Here is a 20,755-nt window from a genome sequence, read left to right on the forward strand (position 1 = left end):
AACTGAAGCGCGGCAAAAAGCAGGATAGCGAAGGATTACTGATCTCGCCGCTCAGTGAGCGCTTCCTCCAACTCCGTCGCTGCGCGCTCGAAGTGCTCGCTGAGCAACGACGTTCCGGATGTCGTCCGGTCCTCGAGAAACGCGACTGCGTCGGCGGCCTCCTCAGCGTCGGGATCGCCGGCCGCCACGCAGTCGACGTACCCGTCAAGTGCTCGCGTGAACCGCTGCGAGAAGTGGTCGTACGCCCCGTCGACGCGCTCCATATTCTCGTCGAGCGATTCGACGAGGGCGCGATACACTGCTGCCGCCGACGCGTATCGCCCCTGATCACGATACTCGCCCGCGAGATCGAACCACTCCGAGAAATCGATCGGCTCGAAGACGACGAAGTAGTCGGGGTTCGTTTCCTCGAACTCTCGGTCGATCGCAGCGCGCAGATCCTCGACCGATCGCGTCGGTGACTCACCGAAGCGGGCGAAGAAGCGTTCGCGGACGGCAGCGTCGGTCGCCAGTGTCTCCCGGAGGAACCCCCGCAGGTCGTCGGCATCGGCAGCCTCGAGTGCGGCGTCGAGCCGATCACCCTCGTCCGGAGGGCAGTCGTCCGCGCATCGAAGCAACACGGCGACGACGTGCTTACACGCCTCCGGTCCGTGATACGGGCAGTCGCACCACGGATCGAAGCCGTTGACCGCGAGGTCGACACGCACGTCGTACTGACGGCTGCCGGTCACGACGGCGGTGACAGTAGTGTCAATGCGATGAATATCAAGGATGCGGTCCTTAGCGAGGTACCTCTCGCCGCGTTCGAAAACCGCGTCAGTACAGATCTCCCGAACTGCTCCCTTCGTCAGGTCCATGGATGTGAGCAGTGTTCTGTCGCGATCCTGAAAAGTCGACACATGAGCCTCACCTTCGTTCAAAATCGTAACGCTCTCTCTGAAAGAAGCTGCTACCCCGTCGCAGTCATGCGATTAAAACGATACTGGCATGACGGGTGCTGGTTCGACTGTCGAACGGCTAGACCTTTCAGGCGTGAGACGGTCGAAAATAGCGTCCTGAAAAAGAGATTTCTGACATCACTCTCTCGTCTCATCATAGCAACATCTACACTGGTGTAGTATCGAGATTGGAGCGATGGCTGACTCGTTGTGGTACCCGTCCGTGCGAGTACGGCCAAACATGTCCACACGACCGTGACCCGGCCAATTGTGAGGCCACGGTGAGTCGCGCAGCATCGAAGTGTCCGTCTAGCGTTAGTCCGCATCCGTTCCGTCGTGGAGCGATCACACACTACCTACAGAGTGCCGTGCCCGAGACGGTGGTCAGCGACCGGGCGAACGTGACGCCTAACGTTATCGACCAGCACTACGACCAGCGCTCGCAAAAAGAAAAGATGGAACAACGGAGGGAATACCTCGACGACATCTAGAGGCACTCTCGGGCGCTGTCGCTGACTCTCTCACAGAACTATCTATGATAAATCGAGTCGCGTTATTCATATAAAGTTTAAATGTATGGGGAAATAGATCCTTTGCTATGAAAAGTAACTCGAATATTGTGGCCGAAGACGGGTTACAGATACTTCTCGACATACCGGCCAAAAGTGGAGAATTATTCGGCAGTACGGCCACAGACACAGTCCTCTCTTTTTTATCTCGCCATCATACTGAGGAGTTCTCGATTAGTGACCTCGTCGAGGCCGTCGACTATTCGCAGCCGAGCGTCTCCAAGGCGGTAACCGTTCTCTCCGAAAGCGATCTCGTCGTTGAACGACGCGAGGGCAACACGCGATGGGTCCGAATCAACCCCGAGCGGCTCCACGTCCCGGATGATCCCTATCTACAGATTCCACAGGCTGAGTTCCAAGAACCGGTGAGAGCAGCAGCAACCGAACTCCGCGGCGAACTCGACGGCGTGATCGGGATCGTTCTGTACGGTAGCGTCGCGCGAGGCGAAGCGGACCGGCGGAGCGACATCGACCTCTGGGTGCTCGTCGAGGAAGACCGGATGGCAAACCAGCGAGCGGCGAACGAGGTCAAACAGGCGCTCGAGGACGAGGAGTTCGAGAGCGGCCGATACGAATACGAGATCGACGTCGAGGCGCTTCAGGCGGTCCCGAAGTACATCTCCGAGATACGGGACGTGCTCAGCGACGGGATCGTAATCCACGAGACGGAGAAGTTCCAGACGGTCCGGAACATGGTCTTCCACGGTGACCTCGATGAGTGAGGAGTCCGATCCGCAAGATATTCGCACGGCTCTCGATGCGGCTATCGACGCGTTCAACGAGGAGGGGTTCGGCGTCCCGAACCGCGAGGACGCGATCGCGACCGACGACAATTGGAAGACACAGCTTACGAAGGCGTGTCGGCTGCTAGACGCGGTCGCACGAATCGACGGGGAGGGGCACTACACCGCTGTCATCGAACTTTGCTTCGGGGCGACCGAGCGGTCTATCGAGGCCTACGCCCTCGCAGTCGGCGGTGACGAGCTGGATGACTTCCACGACCACACACGCTGTTACGACCGAGCGGCAGATCTCGGCCTGCTCTCACGGAGGGCGACACGGGAGCTTCGAGGACTCTACGACGACAACAGGACGGACAGCTACTACGGCGGCAAGCGGCCCACCGAGAAGCAAGCAGATAGTCTGTATGCGCTTTCTCGCAGCGTTCACCAGTACGTCACGGACCAGATACGGGAAGGCGGCGTCTGTGTCTGCGACACTCGACAGCCGAGAGGTGGCGGCTAGGCGATGAAGGACATCCGGCGGGAACTGGTTCGGCGGGTCGCAGCGGACGACCGCAATGCGAACCGAGATGTCTACGACGCTCTCGAAGACGAGTAGCCGGCGCTGTGACGATTTTACGAGCCCACCTGTTGCTATCCGTCGGGTAGAGCGATACGGCGCGACGGGATCCACGCGAGCGACCGAAGGGAGCGAGCGTGGAGCCAGTCGCGCCCGTGACTGAGCGAAGCGAAGGAACGGGCGCGACGGGATTTTGAACCAATGCCAGACGGTCCTGCTCGCTTCGCTGCGCGGGCTGCGACTGGCAGGGTTCAAATCCCTGTTGCCGTTTTCGTCCTCACTTCATTTAGATACAAAAGGGCGCGACGGGATCCACGCGAGCGAACGGAGTGAGCGAGCGTGGAGCCAGTCGCGCCCGTGACTGAGCGAAGCGAAGGAACGGGCGCGACGGGACTTGAGTCCCGTAGTTATCCCGCTGTAATCGGCTTGAATTTGTGTGACACTCATTGTTGTATAATCCGCCAGCGGCGGTCTGCCTTCTCGCGCTCCGAAGCGCGGTCGTAGTGCTTGTCGAGAACGTCCTCGCTCGCGTTGAGCTGATCCGAAACGACACCTCGAGGGACGCCGTCGTTCCGATACTTCGTCACCCGCGCCTTGCGTGCGTCGTGGGGCGACCGAGCGGACGGACACCCGCTCACGTGGCGAAACGTCGCGAACTTACACGAGTCCGGATCCTCGTCGTGCGGGCACTCCTTCCCGATGAAGCACGGGCGAGTCCATCGGTAGAACGCCTTCCGGATGGTCCCGGCCGCGATCCGGCCCGCGTCGGTAGTGACGAGCGGGTTCCGGCCGTGGTCGTCGACGGTGTCCGTCCGCGGACCGTCAATGTAGTCCTGTAGAATCTGAGCGATCCGGCGGCTGATCCGGTTGACCCGCTCACTCGCGGCGTCGTTCTTGAGCGGGGTACCTGTCTCTGGGCGGTGAACGAATCCGATCGAGGGCTTGTTTCCCTCCAGTTCGAGATCTTGAAGATCCAGCGACCGGACCGCGCCGAGGCGCGCTCCGGTGTGCCAAATTAGCGCCCAGACTACGTGGTCACGACTCGCGTACTCGTACCGAGAGAGGTACTCGACGATGTCGGCCGCCCGCTCCGGTCGAAGGTAGGAGTCGCTCACCTCGTCCTCGCGGGTGAGCTTCACGAGCGGCACCTTCTCGTACAGGTCCGACGGGACCGCCTCGATCTCCCCGCAGAACTTGAGTAACGACCGCAACGTCGAGAGGTTCGAGTGAAGGGTCTTCTTCGCGAGCTCGTCGACCTTGCTGTTGCTGTACCCTCCTTCGCGGCGCCAGATCCGGTATTCGTACAGGTCTCGGCCGGAGAGTTCGTTTAGATTGTCGATCGCGCCCTCTTCGCGACACCACTCGACGAACGGCCGAAGTTCGCTCTGGTGGGTCGTGCGGGTCCACTCGGCGCGATCCTCTTTCATCCGGTCGAGGTGCATCTCGACGGCGCGCTCGGGCGGGATCGGTTCGAGTTCGTCACTCATCGGACTCCTCCGGCTCATCGGTCTCGTCGTCCTCACCGTCCTCGTCGTCGTACATCGCGAGCTGCTCGGCGATCCGACGGGCGTGTCCGCTCTCGTCGCTCACGCGGACCCCTCCTTGCCGTCGAGATCTTGGTCGTAGGGACCAACCGGCGTCACGAGCCGCACCCGATCGCGGGTCAACTCGGCGTCGGTCTTGCGGTCGCGGAGGGTCTGAAACACGCCGTCGTAATCGTCGCTTGCGGCGCAGTTGCGACACCAGAAATGGTGATTCGTCGGCTCCCACGAGCGGTGGCCGCGGGGACAGACGTACCGCCACCTATCCTGCCGGTCTTCGATCCGCACAACTTCTTTCGGAGGCATCGATTCCGACCGAGGGGACGGTGTTAAAAAGAAAAGATCCTGACGCGGGCGGTGAAACTGAAAGTGGTCATGTCCGGCGATTGTGTTGCGGTTCCTCAGTCGATCGGGAATTTCAAACCCCGGCGCGTAGTGGTCGAGCATGGCTTTCGTGCTACCCCACGGAAGCCCGCGCGGGCCCGCTGTCTCCAGCAGCGGGGTCCGCTTTCCTGCGAGCCGGACCCATCGGAGAGCGACGGGTCCGCGAGAGTGCTTCCGTGCCCTTGGAAAAGTACGGCCGGAACTTAGTTTTAACCCACTGAATCGTGTTCTACTATATACGATATACTAGCTACTCCGAGACGTATCGGTATTTGTTATATACATCCGTTTGACCGAAGTGTATGCGCCCGCGGGTTGACTGGATGAATCAGACCGACGATCGAGTTCTCGAACTTCTTGACGAATCGGATCTTATTTTGACGCCTGCGGTTATCGCGAAAAACCTCGATTACACTCGTAATTGGATCTCACGTCGAGTTGGAAAGTTGGAAAAAGCGGGGTTAATTGAATCAGAAGGGTCAGGATACTACCGGATCAGTGACCGCGGTCGTGCCTATTTAACAGGAAATCTCACCGCAGAGGATTTTAATTAACCTGAATCAGGATTCATCGACTCGCACGATCAAGATTTATTAGCCATGCTACCGATTCACTATTATGGCAATTCTTGTCAAGAACGAGACGCTATGGGGTTTATTACAATCTGATGAGAATGACAAATTGGATTTCAAGAGTTCAACACTTCTTACTGAGCCCGATGGAGAAAACAGATACAAGATATCAAAACACATGGTGGCATTTGCAAACCACCGTGGTGGAAAAATTGTTTTTGGAGTGGATGATCAAAAAGAACCTGAGGGCGCAGGTTTGATTGAGGAACAGTGCCTTGGGACGATTTCCGAAATTGTTAGCTCTCGATGTAGCCCGTCAGTTACTTTTTCGCATGAGTTCTATTCTTCTGATCGTGGTGACCTGTCAGAGGGTTCTGTACTTGTCTTAAATATAGATCAGAGAACCAGCCTACCCCCCGTTGCGATAGTTGAGAGTAGAGATGGTAAGATACGGAAGAGAGAGTATAGAATACGAGCTGGAGATTCTACACGTTTAGTATCTGACGGGGAGCTAGTAACATTATTTGAGGGTAGTCCTGATTTGGAAACAGAAATGGAGTCAAGGGTTGTATATACTCATTCTGATGAATTCACACCGGTGGAGATTCAGCCCACCCCGTCATATCAGTATAATTTAAATTCAATCTACCATATGGTTAATCAAGGTGAAGAAGAACTTCATGATTTGATTACAAATGACGATGGCGACGATGAAATACATGAAGTTTCCTCTGACCTATTTCAAAGGATTTTCTTGATGGCTATCTTATCAGATTTATACACACTTCCACATGCTCATGCCAGCGAAGAGATGTCCGGAAGGATAGAGGAGGAGGGTGTTGAACCGGAATTTGAGTTTGAGATTTTTGGACCTGATCTGATCAACTATGAGAAGGATCAGGATGACGATCACATAATATCAGAATTACCGGTTAGTGTTGAGGATGTGCTTGAAAATAGAAAAGAATCGACATATATTCCTGACGTAGACAAAATGGGGTTCTGGCTTCCTGAGAGTTCGGCACTCACAGTATCTGAGGATTTTTCAAGTATGACTATTTCTCTGGAGGATCAGTTTGAATTATTGATCGATATTCAATGGTTCTCAACTAGAACCGGATTACCCCAAGATCATCCAGAATCAAACCACGATCGGAGAATGGGCGGATCAGATGTCGATAATTCTAAAATATCGGTGTATACGACTCTGGATATACAGGTGGACTATACATATCCCCGTCAAGATTATAGCGAGTATATTACTAGTAGAGAGTTTGTGGAACAATTCATTAGACGAATAGAAGAAAGATATGATTGGGACTCGTTTATTGACAGTATTCCAAACAAGAAATTGTATCAGATAGAGGACCTGTTAAAAGACATAGAAAGTCGCATTGATTAGTTACGCGGTAATCCGCAGATAATCTTCTGGTTTCTAGTTCTATCCCCCTGATAACAGAAATCATCGCCAACGATGATCAATTCGTGTACGGTATTGTAGACCGATTACAGAGGTATTACACAGCTCTTGGATAGTGTTAGGGTTGTATTTTTGACGTGCTTCTCGGATATTCTCTTCACTTTCCACTAGGTGAGCGAGCGCCGCGTCAATTACAACACTCATCGGCGGGTCGTCGTCGGGACCACTCGCCACGATATCGCTCGCCTTTTCGAGCTGCCGTTCGCGTTCGTCGGTAATCTTGAGGCTGGTTCGACGGCTCATTTATACCGCACCGTATGTACGGGGGTCGAGATCCCGTCGTTCTAGAGTGACTGAACCGGTTCGTGTTGAAGTAGTACCAACGGATCGACCACGATCACCGCGGCCGCCACTCGCAACCCGGCCGATTTCTATGTACCTCACGCCCCGACCGCGCCGAATGAAGTACATAGATCGCGGATTGTGAATACATCCACGTCGGACCCCACGGGGTCGCGTCGAGAACCCCCTTCCACGAGGTTTCACGCTCGCCCCACGAGCTCTAACAGACTCGGCACTTCGCCGTCCTCCGGGAAGCGCACCAGGTACGCGCGCTCTCCGACGCGCTGCGTGTGAGCGTCGGCCTCCTTGATCGAGCCGTCGTCGGCGACTAGTCCATCGAGTTCGAGGTGCTGCTTGTCGATCGTTACGGTTCCGCTGCCGTCGCGGTCGACGAGACTTTTGAATCCCATCGACCCTCGCGGGCACGGTGGTTCACTTAAAGATACCTCAAGGTGACACGTGACGACCGTAGACCGTACTGAATGCGGGAGTATATGGGGATCACCGTGGCCCGGCCGCTCGCATGGCGAAAATGGAATTCGACGCCGTCGACGCCGCCCTCGTTGTGGCGGGGCTCGCCTCGGCGTTCATGCTTGTCGGTATCGCATCGTTCCAACTGTTCGACGTGGACTTTACAGCGACACAGTTCACGCTCGGGGGGATCGGCCTCTCGACCGCGTGGGTTCTCGGCTACGCGTCGATTGTCGGGGTCATCATCACCAACGACAACACCGAGTTTCAGTCCCTCTCGGACGATATTCAGGGGCTACAGGGCTGGTACATGGCCGCGGCCGTGGGGACGCTCGTCCTTCCGGTCGCGTTCGTCGCGCTCCCTGACACGGTCGGCAGCTTCTTCCAGAGTTCCGATCTGTGGGGCCTCCTCTACGTGATCGCGGTTACGACCGGGCAGTTCGCTCTGGGGTGGATGCTATGAGCTCCATCTGGGACGGGGAGGACACGATCGCGGGAGTGATCTGGATCCTCACCTCGATCGGCTCGGTCAACTGGGGCCTGCTGGAGTTCTTCGACTACAACGCCGTCGCCGAGCTCGGCACCGCGCTCGGCTCGCCGACCGCCGCGACTGTCGTCTACGGCGCGGTCGCCGTCGCTGGCGTGATCACGCTCGCCGATCACGCCGGGTTCTACGACGTGCCGGATGTCGTCGACCGGATTCGCGGGGACGGGGACGACTGATGAACCGCAACACAATCGCGGCCCTCGCCGTCGCGCTCGTCGCGCTCGTCGGCGTCGGCCTCGCTGCGGGCGGGGTCGCCGGACAGGATGGCTCGGGCGAGCTGGTCAACGACACGATCGACGTGACGAACGACACCGAATCCGCCTACGTCGATGTCGTCGGCATCGACGACATGAACGGAAGCGGCCCGGTGAGCGTGAACGTCACGTTTGAAGGGCTCAACGGGACCGAGACGCCCGGAAACGGGACCGTGCTCGAAGAGACGACGCTCTCGGTCGCCGAGAACACGACAGAGTCCGCGAACGTGACGCTCACCGACTCCGACCGGGAGACCTACGACTCGATCCACATCACCGCGTCGACGGGCGGGAACGCCTCGCTCGTCGACACGGTCAACTGGGGGACTGTCGGGATGGGCGGCGGCGCCGGAATCGGGCTTGGCGGCGGGACCGGAGCGCTCGGGACCGTCGCGGTCGTGTTGGTCGTCGTCTGGCTCGTCGGTCGCGAGGACTGACCCATGACCGCAACACAACCAGATCTGCCCCGACTCACTCGTCGGGGGCTGCTGCGGACGACGGCGGTCGGCGTCGGCGCCGCCGCCGGCGTCGGTGCGCTCGGCTCGACCGCGCGACCGGCCGTGGCGATCGACTGGGGGAGTGTCGGTAAGACCGCGATGCTCGCCGCCGTGAGTCCGCCGGTCGCCCTCGGGTGGGCGCTCCGCGAGTACGAGATTCTCGGGTCTGACGCTCCTGCTGAGGGGCTGACTGCCGACGCGCTCGCGCAGCAGTCTTACCAGACTGTTAGGACGCGAGATTCCACTAACGCCAGCACAATTGTCGATAACCGAAACATCCTCGACGGCGTCAACAACAACGCCTACACTGAGGCCAAGATCGCCGCCATCGAGGAGCTTAACGCTGGTTCTACCGAGTCCGCTGTTCTCGACGCGGCTTCCGCTGCCATCGACAGTTACGAAACAACTGTCAAAAAGAACCTCCTCAAGACGTGGAATGAGTCCGTAGCTGAGTTCAGCAACATCGTAACCGCGTTCTCGAATCATGCTGATACGGATCTCTCCGCCATCGGTCCTTCGTGGGCCAATGGCGGAACTATCTTCACCAGCGACAACGGCTCTGACTGGACCTTTCAGGGTTTCGAGTTCCCGACTACCGATCACTCCCTCCCTGATGGAACTACCCTCACCGTCACTCGGATAAATCTCACAACCAACTACGGGGGAAACGACTGGAGTCCGCTCAACGAAGATTACAGTTGGGGAAACCAGCCCGAGAACCGGGTCGAATCGTTTCCTGTTCGCTACTCCGATGGAGAGAACTTCAACCACCTCGCGTACTCTGACTGGGGCCCCATCTGGGACGAGATAGAAACCAAGTTCCAAAATGTCCGAGATGGTATCACGACGTGGGTCTCGTCCGTCTACTCCGAGGTCCAAAGCGGCGAGATTGAAATCACCGAGCTCATCACGCCCCGCGAGCGGGCGGCGATGCTCTCGTCGGAAGAGTCGGAGGCGCAGGCGATCGCGGACCTTGCCGCCCTGAACATCCCGATCGACTCCGAGCGCGAGGTCACACTCACGATCACCGAAACCGGTGCGACCCTCTCGGGGACGATCGGGCTCACCGACAAGTCGGACGGGCCTATCGAATCCGGGGCGACGTACGACCCGAGCACCTTCGCCGGAGACATCTACCTCACGGCCGACGTGAGTCAACTCTCCGGTACATGGGATGCCTACGAGACTGGCGTCGACGGCGGGACGATCACCCTCACCGCACAGCCGTACGAGGGGACGGTCCTGAACGTGACCACGACCGCCGGAGAGACCGTTTCGGTGCCCGCGGCCGATTGGACCGACAACGGCGACGGGACCTATTCGTACGACGCGAGCTCGGAGCTAGAGACGGCGATCACCGAGGTCGATTCGGTCGAGTACGTTTCTGGCGCCGACCAGACTCAGTACGAGACGCTGAACCTCTCTAAGCAGTTCACCGTCGAGTCGATCGTGAACCAGCAGACCGGCGAGCAGACGTCGAGCGCGTCCTTCGAGTCGTCGGAGCCACAGAGCGATTCGAACTACATCACGCAGGAAGAGTGGGACCAGCTGGAGCAGCAGAATCAGGAGCTCATCGAAAAGTACGAGGAATCGCAGAGCACCGGCGGCGCCGGCGCCGGTTGGTTCGAAGGGAACTCGCCCAACGTCGGACTCATCGCGGCCGTAGTCGGTGGCGCGGGCGTCGTGTACGCGCTCTTCGGACAGGGAGGTAACAGCTGATGATCAACCCTCTCGCGCCGTACCTGTCGATCCTATCGTTCGTCGTCGAGCCGATACTGAAATTCGGCACCGCGGCGGTGTTCATCGGGATCGTCATGGTGGCCCTCGGCTACGACCCGATCGGACTCGCGTGGGGGTTCGTCGAGAGCACGATCCGGTCGGTGATTCCGGGGGTCTAATCATGCGCAGTATCCTGATTTTTTGTGTTGCGGTGAGCCTCGCGGCTTGTGTTGCGGTCGGCGGCGCCGCCGCGCAGGACGACGGCGGTCCCGGCTTAGAGACGAACACGTCCGTCGATGTCGGCGAGCCCGAGACCTACGCGCAGGAGATCGACGCCGACACCCGGCTCGTCGAGTGGGAGTACGATCGCGACCGCGGCGGGTTCAGGCTGCTATTCGAGACGGACGAGTCGACGCGTATCACCCTCACCGAGGCGGTTCAGTTTGGCGAGGGCACCGGCTCCGGCCGCATCTACCAGCACCGGCTCCCGGAGGGGCAGACCGAGGTGTTCGTCTCGGTCCCGCTTCGAGCCGGACAGGCGGCCGTCACCATGACCACGCCGGGCAGCATCGCGAACAATCGGTTCGCGTACGTCTCGACGGGGCAGACGACGCCGAACCGACCGCCGATCAGCTACGAACGAGCCCAGATCCTCATTCTCCTGTCGGGCATCGGCGGTGCCGGTCTCACCTTCCGCGTGGTCAAGAACCGCCGCGAGGATGAAGAGAAATCGGTCGAGAGGGTACTATGAATCCGGTCAAAGCGGCCCGCGACCGACCGATTCTCGCCGGTGGGGTTGTGTTGCTGTTCATCGCCGGCGCCGAAAGCGGTCGGTATCCCTATCCGTGGGAGATCGACGGCGCCGGCGTCGTTGCGACCGCCGCGGTCGCGATCGCGATCGGTGGGTACGTCGCCGGGGGCTACGTCGTCGATCTACTCCCCGAAGAGGAGGGGATCTATCTCGTCGCGTTCGAGGCGAACGACGACACCGGCGGCGCCGTCTACGAACTCAGCGAGGATCAGTTCGCGGACATGGACGTACACGCCGGGAGCCTCTTCGAGTGGCCCGTCGCGAAGCGCGTCTACGAATGTCGTGAGTACCGACCCGAGGACAACGTCGCCGTCGCGAACTGGCGGGAGTCCGTGGCCGGGTCGCAGCTCGCCGGCGAGGTCCAGGTCGTCGACGCGCTCGAAGCGGTCGCCGAGCTCCGCGAAGAGTTCGAGCCCGACGCACAGGAGGCACGACGCCTCAAGCGTCGGCTCCGGTCGATCGCGCGGAAGCTCGACAAGCGTCGGCTCAAGGACCAAGAGGCGATCCTCGATCCGACCCTCACGCCGTCGTTCGACGACGAGGGTGCGACCGTCTCGGCGGTCCTCGACGAGGAACTACCGGACGACCTGAAACCACAGAGCATGAAGGGAGACGACATCGACACCGAGCGGAACGGACACGGAGACACGATCGGCTTCGAGCTGCTCGACGAGACCGAGGCGCTGGAGGTGGACGATGAGCGATAAGACCGGCGCGTACGCGGCGGCCGAACTCGCGAGCGCGCTCCGCGGCGAGGACCCCGGCGAACACGTCCGCGGGTACGCCGGGCTCGTCGACGACCGCCGGACGCTCGCAGTCCTCAACTACTACGACGGGCTGCTCGACGAACCGATCGAGGAGACCCGGATCGGCCGGCTCATCATTTCCAACGCCGCGACCGAGACGATCGACGAGGCGGTGCGACACGGGTCGGTCTCGCAGATGAAGAGCGCGACCGGGCTCACCGGACAGGAACGCGAGGGCGGCGACCTGTACCGCGACGCCGCCGGCGAGCTCGCGCACGAGGGCGCGATCGGGCTCGTGTTCGGGGCGCCCGGCTCGGGCAAGACCGCGACGACGCTCGACGTGGCGATGGCGTGGCGGATCCGGACCGGCGGCGCGCTCATCGGAAACACCTCGTGGGACGGCTTCGACCGCGTGGTGCGCTCCGACCGGGAGATGCTCGAAGCGATGGCGGAGATCGAGGGTCCGGTGCTGGCGGTCCTCGACGAGATCGCCCAGGAACTCTCGGGATTCGGCTCTGGCAACAAGGCGGCCGAGCAGTTCTCGGACTCGCTGCTCTTCATCCGCAAGAAGGAGTCCAAACACGGGCCGCACCCGAAGCGGGGGAGCGTCCTGCTCGTCGGACACACGCGGACGAAAACCGCGAAGTCGATTCGGCGGGTCGCGTCGCTGGCGATCGAGAAGCCCTCGCGGTCCGACCCCGGTCGCGCTCGCCTCTTGGAGAGCGAGGGCGGCAAGGACGACTGGGAGGAGGGGAGCGACTACAAGGGTCTGACCGACACGGCCGCGAACTACCCGGAACACGAGCCGAGCGAGTTCGCGATCGAACTCGTCGACGAGGACGACGAGAGCGAGGGTGTCGACGCCGACTCGGTCCGGCGCGAGGAGGCGGTGAGCAAGGCGATCCGCGCGGTCGAGAATCACGGCATGACGTACGCCGAGGCGGGCGACCTCGTCGGGTACTCCGCGGCGTGGGTCTCCGACCGGATGGCTGAATACAGGGACGGCGACCACGGCGAGGTAGTGAACGATGCCGTCGCGTGAATCGACAGACGCGGCGGGGATTCGCTCATTCATTCAGCCGCCCGACCCGGCGCATACCTCTGTTTATACGCGTGCGATCGCGGCGGGGGGTCCGAATCCGCGGGGGGCCGCGCGGCCGGGGTTCGGTCGAAATTCGTTCGTCGACGCCGATCGGCGCGTCGACCAACCGCAACCCAAACGAGGATCGCCGTGAGCTACGACCCGGCGATCGTCGGTCGGTACGGGAAGCTCGTCGAGCTGTGGGCGACGGACCGCTACCCGCTCACGCTCGACTATCCGGTCGTGGACGGACTGAAGTTCGACGCGAGCGACGAGGACGGCCACCCGTGGGACGTGAAGGGGTCGATGGTGAACGGCGTGCGGCCGACGTTCAAGTTCTGGGAGGACCAGCACGAGACGCTCGCGGACGCTGATGGCGGATACGCGCTCGTGTGGTACCGAGCAGAGGGACGAGAGATAACCGTCGTGTCGTCGCGCACGGTCCGCGCTCGGGACTTAGAGATCACGAACTGGACGAATCCCGGTGAAACGCACTATCGGAGTCACTCGCGGGAAGCACAAATATCCGCCTCCAGACTCCGACCATGAAATTTTACGATCCTATACACCTGCCAGCGTGAGAATGTAGATTAAGAATGAAATAATAGTTAGTCCGACTATGATTAGTATAAGTCTGCTTTCCCACTTTCCAGTTGTAATTTTACTCCATCGGCTATTCGGGTTATTCTCTTCAAATATCTCCTGAGTCAGAGTTGACGACCTTTCTCTCCCGCCTAGCGAGTCAATACCAAATACTACACGACCAAACGCAGGAAACACAGTGACAACTATGATTATACTATTGTACGTCAGAACTTGAATCAGATTTTGATCAGAGATGTTAACGTAAAGGAAGGCAGCAGTTGTGAGAAGTATAACAAATACGCCTATTCGTAGACCACCGGCGATAAGCCGATCGTACGCCTCATCAATTAGCTCACGATTAGCTTGGAATGAGGAATATAGGAATATTGTATATGTATTATCCTCAGATCCCCAATTTGATTCGGCGACATAGTCAGACTGTCTCGAACTCTGTGGTAATAGGGAACGTCCCAAGACCACTTCTGAAAGTTTAATAACAATTTCTTTGAAACTGATTACAACCAACCACAAAAGAATGTAAACTATTATTGAATTAAGCAGGAATATTGCTTGTACTCTTACCGGGGAAATTCCTACTGTAGATGCAACTTCCCCGTACCCCTCTAGTGAGACGCTTATACCCGGGAATAAGTCATAAAACGCCGCTATCAGCGTAGCAAGAACAGCACCTATTGAAATGACGCTTCCCAGAATACCTCTTGCTAACGTTTGAAGATGGTAGTATCTCTGGTGTTGGAGTTCAAGGAGATATTCCAATCTTCCCTCGTCAAGAGGGATCGGGTCATTACTAGACATTTTGTAGTACTGTGACTAATACATATATCAACAAGAGAAAGAAAATAAATGGGACTGCTAACGCGCTTGCGAACTCTGAAACCCGCGCGACGCTACCTCCGGTGTATACCTGGTAGAATACAACGAGTATGAGTATGGATACCGCTAGTGTGAACAGCCCCGTAATTAGCTCATCGGGATCTGTCATTGAGTTACACAGCAGTATCGGAATACCACGTATTTGATTATTTTGATGAGTTTTCGCGTAGCGGCTGCGGTAGCGGATCGGTGGGTACCTTAGCTATGTGGCCTTAGCCACACCCCTAACCGTCAACCGACCCCCCGGCGTCGGTTCGGCGTCGACGAGCAGCTCGTCAAGTCCGGATCCGGGCTTGTGTTGCGGTCGAGATCGTCGCGAACCCGCCGGTCGAGAGGGTCGATCGAGGTGAAAACGGCCGCGAAAAGAGGATCTGGATAGTGTTGCCACTCACGAGGGGCCGCGCTACCGGAGCGTTTGGCCCTTCCCCCACGCACTCCGCACCGGCCGGATCTTCGGTCCCGACGCGTCCCGGTAGTGCGACACCGCCTCTTTCAGCCGCTCCGGATCGCGACCCGCACCGACCCAGTATCGCTTGAGCCGCGTCACCAGCTCCGACCAGGACTCATCCGCGAGGTTCCCCATCCGCACCCGGAGGTGCGCCTCGCGTTCGTCGATGTGGATCCCGTTCGCTTGGCAGAACGCGATCAGTTCGTCCGTGCGCTCGTCGAGCGACGCACGCTCGGCGTTCTGAACCGCGTTCGCCGCGGTCCCCATCGCCTGCCGCACGCCCTCACGCGCCGCGTCGAGCGCCTCGACGACCTGCTCGGCGACGTGGTGGGACCGCAACGCAACCGATCCCTGCTCGCGAACGACCATCTCCTCGATCCGCCGGAGTCCCCGTCGCACGCTGTCCGGGTGCCAGTCGTGTTCGTCCGCGATCTCCGCCGGCGACACGTCGCCCCCGTCCGCGACGAGTGTCTTCAACGAGTCCCACTCGACCGGCGAGAGGCCGTCAGCGAGCTGCCGGACGACTACGTTCCGCTGGTCGCTCTCGACGCGTTCGAGGTTCAGCGGAAGGACTCGCGAGCGGTCGACGGTCTCCGCCTCGAAGTACGTGTCTTCGACGAACGTGCGCCCGCCGCCCGGCCCGTCGTCGTCGAGCGGCTGCGTGGGGAGCCCCGCCTCGTTCAGCGTCGCGAGGATCGCCTCCTCGAGCTCGTCGGCGATCTCCGCGTGGTCAACCGGCCGGAGCGTTTCGTCCCACCGGCTCGACTGATACGAGGCTTCGACCTTCGGGTGCGCGAGCGGGTGATCGTCCGGCAGCGACTCGGCGTTTCGCGCGTAGTAGTGCTTGAACTCCTTCGGGATTCGGTGGTCGGGGAACGCCTCGCGGATCCGCTTCGGCCCGAGAGTCACCGTGTGGTAGTACCCGGCCCGCTCGGTGTCGTCCTGAACGACCTTCCGGTACCCCGAGCGGTCGCTTTCGAGGAGGTGGCCCATCCGCGCGAGCGGCCCCTCGCGAGAGTGGATCGCACCCGACACGTCCCGGTCGAGCCGGACGTACCGCGCCGCGTCGATCACGACGCTGTACTCGTCGTTGCGGCTCTCGAAGTACATCGGATCGAGCGTCACCGCGCCCGCGGCGCGCTGGATAACCGACTCCACCTGGTCGAACTCAACGTTCGACGCGTTCACCCGCACGTTCACCGCGTCGCCGAGATCCCACATCGGCCGCGCGACTGAACCCCCTTCTTTCGATTGGAGCCCGCGCCACCGCGGCTGGATGAGCGCCTTCACCTTCCGCTCGCCGACCTCGTCGTCGGCGACCGCGTTCAGCCGGAACTCCCGGAGCGTGTCGAAGTCGACGCGCGTCCCGTCCGGCGTCTCGCCGCCCTCGGGCGGCGCGAGCCCGGACTCCTGATAGGAGAGCGTGACCCGCCACTTCTCGCCGTCGAGCGTGAAGCTCCCGCGCCGGCTCCCGGTCGCGTCGACGAGCCGAGCGGCGCCGAACCACGCCCCGAGCCCGGAGTACACGTAATTCGCCATGTACTCGTGCGGGGCCGTCTCGACGGCCTTCACCGCTCGCCACCCCCGTTGGAGAAGAGCTGTTGCTGTTGAGCCCGCTCGTGACGGTCTTCGTCGTGGTAGACGGTTCCCTTCCGATCGAGAGCGTCGAGAAGGTCCTCAGAGACCTTTCCGAAGACGGCTAACAGTATCCCGAAGTTCGGGTTTCGATCTCCTCCGTCGAACGACAGCCGCCCTTCAACGAAACAGACTACCGGGGCGGACGTAACGTGATCGTGAAACAGCTGTGTACTCGTGTCGACGGGGAGCAGGATCACGGCCGTCTCGACCCTGCCAGCCGAGACCTCGCTCCGAGCCCGCCGAACCCAGCGTGTCTTCTCCGAGAATGGAGGATTCAACCAGACTTTCCCGTACCACTCGCGACTGAGTCCGTCGTCTTCTTCGGTGAATCGCGTCGACGCATGGGGTACCGTCTCGGCGCCGGAAGCCGGGTCTAGATCGAACCCGCCGACTGCGTCCGCGAGCGGGCGAACGAACTCAGGTGGCGTGCCGAACTCGTCGGAGCTGTTCTCGTGAAATTCGTGAGAGAACAGGCTCATCGCGAGCTCACCTCGCGGCGGGGAACCACGATCGCCCGCCTCGAGCCGTCGACGAACACCGCACCGAGCCGAACCCACGGCGTCCGGTCGGACTCGTCGGTCGGATCGTCAACGTCGACGATCGCGGCTTCCGGCGCGATCGCGAGGACGTACCGACACGCCTCGCAGGTGTACCCGCGTGCGTTGATCGCGTCGCCGTCGACGCGAGTCGGGTTCTGGTTCGCGAGCCGGAGCGTCGCGACCGCCGGCGCCCCGAGCGTCTCGGTCACCTCCTCCTGACACCGCGGACACGCCGCGTACTTCCGGTCCGCTTCCCAGCGGGCCGCGGGCCGCCGGAGCCCGTAGGCGGCGGTACTCACGGCTCCACCTCGCTCGGGTGGAAGATCCGCGACCACGCAACCTGCGAACACTCGGGCCGATCGTCTCCGCCGGAGCGCCACGCGGTGATCGCATCGTCGACGACGGTCGCGGGCGCGACTTTTATCGCGACCGGCTCGCGGCCGGGCCGCGGCTCACACACCGCGAAGAGGTAGCTCCCGCCGGCGTCGCGGAGCAGCTCGTGCTGCTCGCGCCGGAGGTAGAACCGCCCCCTGCGACCGCTCGCGAGCCGCGGGATCGCGCTCTTGATTTCGACAAGTGAGCCGACTTCGAGCAGGCAGATCCCGACGAACGGGAGCGACCGCGACGGGACGACAAGCGTCTCGGCGCGAGCATCGACGTGTTCGGTCTCATCGTCGGGGACGTACGCCAACCCGTCGACCGCTTCGAGGACAGCCGCCTCGGCGTTCTCGCCCGCTCGCTTCGACGAGACGGGACCGCTCGCGCGACTCACGCGAACACCACCACCAAGTTCACCGCGGCGACGGCGGCGCCGATCGTCGCGATCCCGAGCCCGACCCACTCCGGCGCCTCCAAGGCGTCCGCGGCGACGGGCCACGCACCGCAACACAAGCCGACGACCGCGAGCATCGCGACCACCGCGGGCAGCTCGCCCATCGCGAGCAGCTCGCGGACGATCGGATTCGCTTCGGCGCTCGGTCCGACCGCTCGGGCCGCGAGGATCGTCGTTGCCGCGTCGAGAACGCCGTGCGACGTGAAGATCGCGGCGACCTCGCCGTTCCGGTCGCGACTCACGCCGACCGCCCCCGTTCGGCGTCGCGTTCCCAGCGGAGCCGGGCAGCGTCGAGGACGTTCGACCGCGGACCCTGTTCCGGGTCGTACAGTCGGCTCGCGCGGACGAACGGGCTCATCCCGACAGCCCTCCGTTCCACGGCTCGCCGGCGTTGCGGGCGGGACTCGTCTGCGGGTCCGGCGTGTCGACGTCTTTCCCGGCGGCGCTTCCCTCACAAATCCGCACCCACGAATCGCACTCGGGGCACCGATGAGCGCGGTCGTCGTCGTCGCCGTGAACGCGACCGAACCGCGGCGGGAGGTGCGACCCGCACTCCAGACAGACACCGGACTCGTCCGGCTCAACCCGGAGGTCCATCATCCGGAGATCACCCCGAAGTTGGTCGGGTCGATCGCCCGACTCGAAGGGGTCGCGATCGGTGCCGTATTCAACCCGATTTCAGGACCGGGTTTAGACGGAACCGATTCGTCCGATTCCGTCGCGTAGCGAGTCGCTACGGTAGAATTAGCATTAGTCGTGAAACGGTTCGTGAGTAAGCGGGCGCGACGGGATTTGAACCCGCGGCATCTTGGTCCGGAACCAAGTGCTCTGTCCGCTGAGCTACGCGCCCTCACGAGCCGGTACCCGCGGGGAGTGTTTAACTTTTGCGAGACTAAGTCCTCGTCTTCAAGGAGCAACGCAGTGAGCCAAGCGGCCGAGTAGCACAGTAGGGCGGGGATACAGCCGACACGAAATTAGGTTCTCCGCAAAATTGTATACCCTAACTAAAGAATTATATGGCAGTAGCCTGACATTAGAAGTGAGCCCGATGGAATACGACCTCGATACGGGAGCGCACTCGACATACTCCCTACACTATCACCTCGTCCTCGTCGTGAAATACCGACGCGAGGTGTTCAACAAAGAACTCCGAGATTTCTTCCGCGAGGTTGTGAGCGGGTTCGCTGACAACTACGGTGTCGAAATCAAAAACCTCGAAGCCGACCGCGACCACGTTCACCTCCTGTTCAAAGCCACCCCCACGACCGACCTTACCAAATTCATCAACGTCCTCAAAGGCGCGTCTGCTCGACGCATCCGCAACGAATATGCCGACCACATCGAGGACAAACTGCGGGGCGACTCGTTTTGGACAGACTCGTACTGCCTCATCAGCACAGGACAAGTATCGCTGGACGTACTGAAAGAATACGTCGAGAACCAACGGGAGCGTGACGACGAATGAAACAGACTGCCGAGAAGACGGTCGTGGCGAAAATCCTCACCGACGACCTTACGCAGTCGAAACTCGACGCCATCAACCACGAGTACGAAGCGTTCCAGCGATACATTCGTGGTGACGAAGACGCCGACCTCTACTCGGCCACGAAACAATGCGCCGACGCCTACGTGGACACCGACAACCTGCGCGACGACCACGACTACCCGTGGTTCATCCGCAACGACGTGTTCGATGTTGGCGTGGACGTGGAACAGCACGACACCGACCTGACGGACTGGTGGCTGAAACTCCCCGTCTCACAGGTCTGGGGTGGCGTGAACGTCCCGATTCAACCGCACGACGAGATCCCCGACGAGGCCGACGTGAAGGACTCAAAAATCGTTCGAGAGGACGGCGACTACTACGCGCACCTGACGGTTCGGCAAGAGGTGGAAGTTAGCGAGGAGTACGACGGTGTTATCGGCGTGGACTTCGGTATTCGATGGGTGGCAACGTCGGTGGCGTTGCCTTCCCGTAACACCGAGTTCTACGGTCGAGAGATTCGCCGTATCCGCCGTCACCATCACAATCTTCGCACTCGCCTCCAAGAGAAGGGAGCCTACGACACGCTCCAGTCGGTCAGGGCGAAAGAACACCGCCGAGTGAACGACCGCCTCCACAAGATTTCTCGCGCTATCGTGGAGGAAGCCAAAGAGCGCAACGCGCTCATCGTGGTCGGGAACCTCGAAGGTATCCAGAACCAAGACCTCGGAGCGGAGATGAATCGTCGGCTCCATTCGATGCCACACCATACGCTCAAGAACTACATCGAGTATAAGGCGACGTTCGCGGGTATCGCGGTGAAGTCCGTGAACGAGTATATGACGAGTCAAACGTGTTGGCGGTGTGGCGAACAGGAAGCGACGACCCGCAAGGGACAAGGCCGACACCTGTGCCATGAGTGCGGGTTAGACGACAATGCGGACAAGAACGGTGCGACGAACATCGCAAAGAAAGGACTGGGTAAGGACATCGCGTGCCCGCTATCCAGTCTCGGCGCAGTCTGTGAACCTGCGCTCGAACCGAGCGGTGCTGACCAAGCCTCTGCAACGGTACGCTTGCGAGCCGACTTGGAAGCCCCTGCCTCAACGAAGCGAGCCGTCAGGCGAGCGAAGTAGGCAGGA

The 20,755-nt window shown here is 60.5% G+C and carries 27 protein-coding genes, 1 tRNA gene and 1 pseudogene; 16 read left to right on the top strand and 13 right to left on the bottom strand.

Annotated elements, in window-relative coordinates; genetic code table 11:
• Nucleotides 1-35 precede the first annotated feature (35 nt).
• Nucleotides 36-857 carry an SWIM zinc finger family protein gene (locus ACOZ35_RS11145; protein ID WP_424013659.1) on the bottom strand — a complete coding sequence of 274 codons (822 nt, stop codon included), beginning with the start codon at nucleotides 855-857 and terminating at the stop codon, nucleotides 36-38.
• A gap of 296 nt (nucleotides 858-1,153) precedes the next feature.
• On the opposite strand from ACOZ35_RS11145, the pseudogene ACOZ35_RS11150 reads away from it, so the two are divergent.
• The 3 genes and pseudogenes from ACOZ35_RS11150 to ACOZ35_RS11160 all read left to right on the top strand — a co-directional run.
• Nucleotides 1,154-1,429: pseudogene (locus ACOZ35_RS11150) on the top strand (tyrosine-type recombinase/integrase); the annotation flags it as partial.
• 107 nt (nucleotides 1,430-1,536) lie between these two features.
• On the top strand, nucleotides 1,537-2,229 hold the full coding sequence (locus ACOZ35_RS11155) for a nucleotidyltransferase domain-containing protein (protein WP_424013660.1): 693 nt from the start codon (nucleotides 1,537-1,539) through the stop codon (nucleotides 2,227-2,229).
• Nucleotides 2,222-2,752 carry a DNA-binding protein gene (locus ACOZ35_RS11160; RefSeq protein WP_424013661.1) on the top strand — a complete coding sequence of 177 codons (531 nt, stop codon included), beginning with the start codon at nucleotides 2,222-2,224 and terminating at the stop codon, nucleotides 2,750-2,752. The genes ACOZ35_RS11155 and ACOZ35_RS11160 overlap by 8 nt, the downstream gene beginning before the upstream one ends.
• Before the next feature lie 500 nt (nucleotides 2,753-3,252).
• On the opposite strand, the gene ACOZ35_RS11165 is transcribed toward ACOZ35_RS11160, so the two are convergent.
• Together ACOZ35_RS11165 and ACOZ35_RS11170 are read right to left on the bottom strand one after the other, a co-directional pair.
• Nucleotides 3,253-4,296: a tyrosine-type recombinase/integrase gene (locus ACOZ35_RS11165; RefSeq protein ID WP_424013662.1), complete on the bottom strand. Its 1,044-nt coding sequence runs from the start codon at nucleotides 4,294-4,296 to the stop codon at nucleotides 3,253-3,255.
• 99 nt (nucleotides 4,297-4,395) lie between these two features.
• On the bottom strand, nucleotides 4,396-4,656 hold the full coding sequence (locus ACOZ35_RS11170) for a hypothetical protein (RefSeq protein WP_424013663.1): 261 nt from the start codon (nucleotides 4,654-4,656) through the stop codon (nucleotides 4,396-4,398).
• A 380-nt stretch (nucleotides 4,657-5,036) separates the two neighbouring features.
• On the opposite strand from ACOZ35_RS11170, the gene ACOZ35_RS11175 reads away from it, so the two are divergent.
• Both ACOZ35_RS11175 and ACOZ35_RS11180 read left to right on the top strand, forming a co-directional pair.
• A complete protein-coding gene (locus tag ACOZ35_RS11175) occupies nucleotides 5,037-5,288 on the top strand; it encodes a winged helix-turn-helix transcriptional regulator (RefSeq protein WP_424013664.1) in 252 nt (83 codons plus the stop codon).
• A gap of 64 nt (nucleotides 5,289-5,352) precedes the next feature.
• Entirely contained in the window at nucleotides 5,353-6,708 is a 1,356-nt protein-coding gene (locus ACOZ35_RS11180) for a helix-turn-helix domain-containing protein (protein ID WP_424013665.1), read from the top strand.
• Between the two features lie 60 nt (nucleotides 6,709-6,768).
• Here the strand turns inward: ACOZ35_RS11180 and ACOZ35_RS11185 are convergent, their stop codons facing one another.
• Both ACOZ35_RS11185 and ACOZ35_RS11190 read right to left on the bottom strand, forming a co-directional pair.
• Nucleotides 6,769-7,029 carry a DUF7386 family protein gene (locus ACOZ35_RS11185; protein WP_424013666.1) on the bottom strand — a complete coding sequence of 87 codons (261 nt, stop codon included), beginning with the start codon at nucleotides 7,027-7,029 and terminating at the stop codon, nucleotides 6,769-6,771.
• Between the two features lie 239 nt (nucleotides 7,030-7,268).
• Nucleotides 7,269-7,478, bottom strand: coding sequence for a hypothetical protein (locus tag ACOZ35_RS11190; protein ID WP_424013667.1), 210 nt, complete (start codon nucleotides 7,476-7,478; stop codon nucleotides 7,269-7,271).
• Between the two features lie 113 nt (nucleotides 7,479-7,591).
• Between ACOZ35_RS11190 and ACOZ35_RS11195 the strand changes: the two genes are divergently transcribed.
• The 9 genes from ACOZ35_RS11195 to ACOZ35_RS11235 all read left to right on the top strand — a co-directional run bounded on the left by ACOZ35_RS11195 (nucleotide 7,592) and on the right by ACOZ35_RS11235 (nucleotide 13,743).
• Nucleotides 7,592-8,002: a hypothetical protein gene (locus ACOZ35_RS11195; protein ID WP_424013668.1), complete on the top strand. Its 411-nt coding sequence runs from the start codon at nucleotides 7,592-7,594 to the stop codon at nucleotides 8,000-8,002.
• Nucleotides 7,999-8,262: a DUF378 domain-containing protein gene (locus ACOZ35_RS11200; RefSeq protein WP_424013669.1), complete on the top strand. Its 264-nt coding sequence runs from the start codon at nucleotides 7,999-8,001 to the stop codon at nucleotides 8,260-8,262. Before ACOZ35_RS11195 ends, ACOZ35_RS11200 begins: the two co-directional genes overlap by 4 nt.
• A complete protein-coding gene (locus ACOZ35_RS11205; protein WP_424013670.1) occupies nucleotides 8,262-8,777 on the top strand; it encodes a hypothetical protein in 516 nt (171 codons plus the stop codon). The genes ACOZ35_RS11200 and ACOZ35_RS11205 overlap by 1 nt, the downstream gene beginning before the upstream one ends.
• Before the next feature lie 123 nt (nucleotides 8,778-8,900).
• Complete coding sequence (locus tag ACOZ35_RS11210) at nucleotides 8,901-10,556, top strand: hypothetical protein (protein WP_424013671.1); 1,656 nt, start codon at nucleotides 8,901-8,903, stop codon at nucleotides 10,554-10,556.
• Nucleotides 10,556-10,735, top strand: a complete 180-nt coding sequence (locus ACOZ35_RS11215) for a hypothetical protein (RefSeq protein WP_424013672.1) — start codon at nucleotides 10,556-10,558, stop codon at nucleotides 10,733-10,735. The genes ACOZ35_RS11210 and ACOZ35_RS11215 overlap by 1 nt, the downstream gene beginning before the upstream one ends.
• 2 nt (nucleotides 10,736-10,737) lie before the next feature.
• Entirely contained in the window at nucleotides 10,738-11,307 is a 570-nt protein-coding gene (locus ACOZ35_RS11220; protein ID WP_424013673.1) for a hypothetical protein, read from the top strand.
• A complete protein-coding gene (locus ACOZ35_RS11225) occupies nucleotides 11,304-12,074 on the top strand; it encodes a hypothetical protein (RefSeq protein ID WP_424013674.1) in 771 nt (256 codons plus the stop codon). Before ACOZ35_RS11220 ends, ACOZ35_RS11225 begins: the two co-directional genes overlap by 4 nt.
• Nucleotides 12,064-13,155: a hypothetical protein gene (locus ACOZ35_RS11230; RefSeq protein WP_424013675.1), complete on the top strand. Its 1,092-nt coding sequence runs from the start codon at nucleotides 12,064-12,066 to the stop codon at nucleotides 13,153-13,155. The genes ACOZ35_RS11225 and ACOZ35_RS11230 overlap by 11 nt, the downstream gene beginning before the upstream one ends.
• A 189-nt stretch (nucleotides 13,156-13,344) precedes the next feature.
• Entirely contained in the window at nucleotides 13,345-13,743 is a 399-nt protein-coding gene (locus ACOZ35_RS11235) for a hypothetical protein (RefSeq protein ID WP_424013676.1), read from the top strand.
• A 12-nt stretch (nucleotides 13,744-13,755) separates the two neighbouring features.
• Here ACOZ35_RS11235 and ACOZ35_RS11240 read toward each other — a convergent pair whose 3' ends face one another.
• From ACOZ35_RS11240 to ACOZ35_RS11275, 8 genes are all read right to left on the bottom strand, one after another.
• Nucleotides 13,756-14,595, bottom strand: a complete 840-nt coding sequence (locus ACOZ35_RS11240) for a hypothetical protein (RefSeq protein WP_424013677.1) — start codon at nucleotides 14,593-14,595, stop codon at nucleotides 13,756-13,758.
• A 481-nt stretch (nucleotides 14,596-15,076) separates the two neighbouring features.
• Nucleotides 15,077-16,693 carry a hypothetical protein gene (locus ACOZ35_RS11245; RefSeq protein WP_424013678.1) on the bottom strand — a complete coding sequence of 539 codons (1,617 nt, stop codon included), beginning with the start codon at nucleotides 16,691-16,693 and terminating at the stop codon, nucleotides 15,077-15,079.
• Nucleotides 16,690-17,238, bottom strand: coding sequence for a DNA N-6-adenine-methyltransferase (locus tag ACOZ35_RS11250; protein ID WP_424013679.1), 549 nt, complete (start codon nucleotides 17,236-17,238; stop codon nucleotides 16,690-16,692). Before ACOZ35_RS11250 ends, ACOZ35_RS11245 begins: the two co-directional genes overlap by 4 nt.
• Nucleotides 17,235-17,597 carry a hypothetical protein gene (locus tag ACOZ35_RS11255; protein ID WP_424013680.1) on the bottom strand — a complete coding sequence of 121 codons (363 nt, stop codon included), beginning with the start codon at nucleotides 17,595-17,597 and terminating at the stop codon, nucleotides 17,235-17,237. The genes ACOZ35_RS11250 and ACOZ35_RS11255 overlap by 4 nt, the downstream gene beginning before the upstream one ends.
• The gene (locus ACOZ35_RS11260; RefSeq protein WP_424013681.1) at nucleotides 17,594-18,070 is read right to left on the bottom strand and encodes a hypothetical protein; all 477 of its coding nucleotides are present in this window, start codon (nucleotides 18,068-18,070) and stop codon (nucleotides 17,594-17,596) included. The genes ACOZ35_RS11255 and ACOZ35_RS11260 overlap by 4 nt, the downstream gene beginning before the upstream one ends.
• Entirely contained in the window at nucleotides 18,067-18,372 is a 306-nt protein-coding gene (locus ACOZ35_RS11265) for a hypothetical protein (RefSeq protein ID WP_424013682.1), read from the bottom strand. The genes ACOZ35_RS11260 and ACOZ35_RS11265 overlap by 4 nt, the downstream gene beginning before the upstream one ends.
• 112 nt (nucleotides 18,373-18,484) lie before the next feature.
• Nucleotides 18,485-18,727: a DUF7563 family protein gene (locus ACOZ35_RS11270; protein ID WP_006114624.1), complete on the bottom strand. Its 243-nt coding sequence runs from the start codon at nucleotides 18,725-18,727 to the stop codon at nucleotides 18,485-18,487.
• Nucleotides 18,728-18,907: 180 nt separating this feature from the next.
• Nucleotides 18,908-18,980 (bottom strand) — tRNA-Arg (locus tag ACOZ35_RS11275).
• A 198-nt stretch (nucleotides 18,981-19,178) separates the two neighbouring features.
• On the opposite strand from ACOZ35_RS11275, the gene tnpA reads away from it, so the two are divergent.
• Nucleotides 19,179-19,595 carry an IS200/IS605 family transposase gene (tnpA, locus tag ACOZ35_RS11280; RefSeq protein WP_424013683.1) on the top strand — a complete coding sequence of 139 codons (417 nt, stop codon included), beginning with the start codon at nucleotides 19,179-19,181 and terminating at the stop codon, nucleotides 19,593-19,595.
• Nucleotides 19,592-20,749 (top strand): RNA-guided endonuclease InsQ/TnpB family protein, encoded by a 1,158-nt coding sequence (locus tag ACOZ35_RS11285; protein WP_424013684.1) that lies wholly within the window; start codon nucleotides 19,592-19,594, stop codon nucleotides 20,747-20,749. Before tnpA ends, ACOZ35_RS11285 begins: the two co-directional genes overlap by 4 nt.
• Nucleotides 20,750-20,755 lie beyond the last annotated feature (6 nt).

It is taken from the genome of Halorubrum xinjiangense (assembly GCF_049604745.1).
Lineage (GTDB): Archaea > Halobacteriota > Halobacteria > Halobacteriales > Haloferacaceae > Halorubrum > Halorubrum xinjiangense_A.

Excerpts from the sequence above, each read along its gene's own strand:
- ACOZ35_RS11240 (WP_424013677.1), bottom strand. The coding sequence starts at position 14,595 with ATGTCTAGTAATGACCCGATCCCTCTTGACGAGGGAAGATTGGAATAT.
- ACOZ35_RS11230 (WP_424013675.1), top strand. The coding sequence starts at position 12,064 with ATGAGCGATAAGACCGGCGCGTACGCGGCGGCCGAACTCGCGAGCGCG.
- ACOZ35_RS11165 (WP_424013662.1), bottom strand. The coding sequence starts at position 4,296 with ATGAGTGACGAACTCGAACCGATCCCGCCCGAGCGCGCCGTCGAGATG.
- ACOZ35_RS11190 (WP_424013667.1), bottom strand. The coding sequence starts at position 7,478 with ATGGGATTCAAAAGTCTCGTCGACCGCGACGGCAGCGGAACCGTAACG.
- ACOZ35_RS11185 (WP_424013666.1), bottom strand. The coding sequence starts at position 7,029 with ATGAGCCGTCGAACCAGCCTCAAGATTACCGACGAACGCGAACGGCAG.
- ACOZ35_RS11220 (WP_424013673.1), top strand. The coding sequence starts at position 10,738 with ATGCGCAGTATCCTGATTTTTTGTGTTGCGGTGAGCCTCGCGGCTTGT.
- ACOZ35_RS11215 (WP_424013672.1), top strand. The coding sequence starts at position 10,556 with ATGATCAACCCTCTCGCGCCGTACCTGTCGATCCTATCGTTCGTCGTC.
- ACOZ35_RS11145 (WP_424013659.1), bottom strand. The coding sequence starts at position 857 with ATGGACCTGACGAAGGGAGCAGTTCGGGAGATCTGTACTGACGCGGTT.
- tnpA (WP_424013683.1), top strand. The coding sequence starts at position 19,179 with ATGGAATACGACCTCGATACGGGAGCGCACTCGACATACTCCCTACAC.
- ACOZ35_RS11155 (WP_424013660.1), top strand. The coding sequence starts at position 1,537 with ATGAAAAGTAACTCGAATATTGTGGCCGAAGACGGGTTACAGATACTT.
- ACOZ35_RS11195 (WP_424013668.1), top strand. The coding sequence starts at position 7,592 with ATGGCGAAAATGGAATTCGACGCCGTCGACGCCGCCCTCGTTGTGGCG.
- ACOZ35_RS11225 (WP_424013674.1), top strand. The coding sequence starts at position 11,304 with ATGAATCCGGTCAAAGCGGCCCGCGACCGACCGATTCTCGCCGGTGGG.
- ACOZ35_RS11285 (WP_424013684.1), top strand. The coding sequence starts at position 19,592 with ATGAAACAGACTGCCGAGAAGACGGTCGTGGCGAAAATCCTCACCGAC.
- ACOZ35_RS11200 (WP_424013669.1), top strand. The coding sequence starts at position 7,999 with ATGAGCTCCATCTGGGACGGGGAGGACACGATCGCGGGAGTGATCTGG.
- ACOZ35_RS11160 (WP_424013661.1), top strand. The coding sequence starts at position 2,222 with ATGAGTGAGGAGTCCGATCCGCAAGATATTCGCACGGCTCTCGATGCG.
- ACOZ35_RS11170 (WP_424013663.1), bottom strand. The coding sequence starts at position 4,656 with ATGCCTCCGAAAGAAGTTGTGCGGATCGAAGACCGGCAGGATAGGTGG.
- ACOZ35_RS11205 (WP_424013670.1), top strand. The coding sequence starts at position 8,262 with ATGAACCGCAACACAATCGCGGCCCTCGCCGTCGCGCTCGTCGCGCTC.
- ACOZ35_RS11270 (WP_006114624.1), bottom strand. The coding sequence starts at position 18,727 with ATGGACCTCCGGGTTGAGCCGGACGAGTCCGGTGTCTGTCTGGAGTGC.
- ACOZ35_RS11175 (WP_424013664.1), top strand. The coding sequence starts at position 5,037 with ATGCGCCCGCGGGTTGACTGGATGAATCAGACCGACGATCGAGTTCTC.
- ACOZ35_RS11250 (WP_424013679.1), bottom strand. The coding sequence starts at position 17,238 with ATGAGCCTGTTCTCTCACGAATTTCACGAGAACAGCTCCGACGAGTTC.
- ACOZ35_RS11180 (WP_424013665.1), top strand. The coding sequence starts at position 5,353 with ATGGCAATTCTTGTCAAGAACGAGACGCTATGGGGTTTATTACAATCT.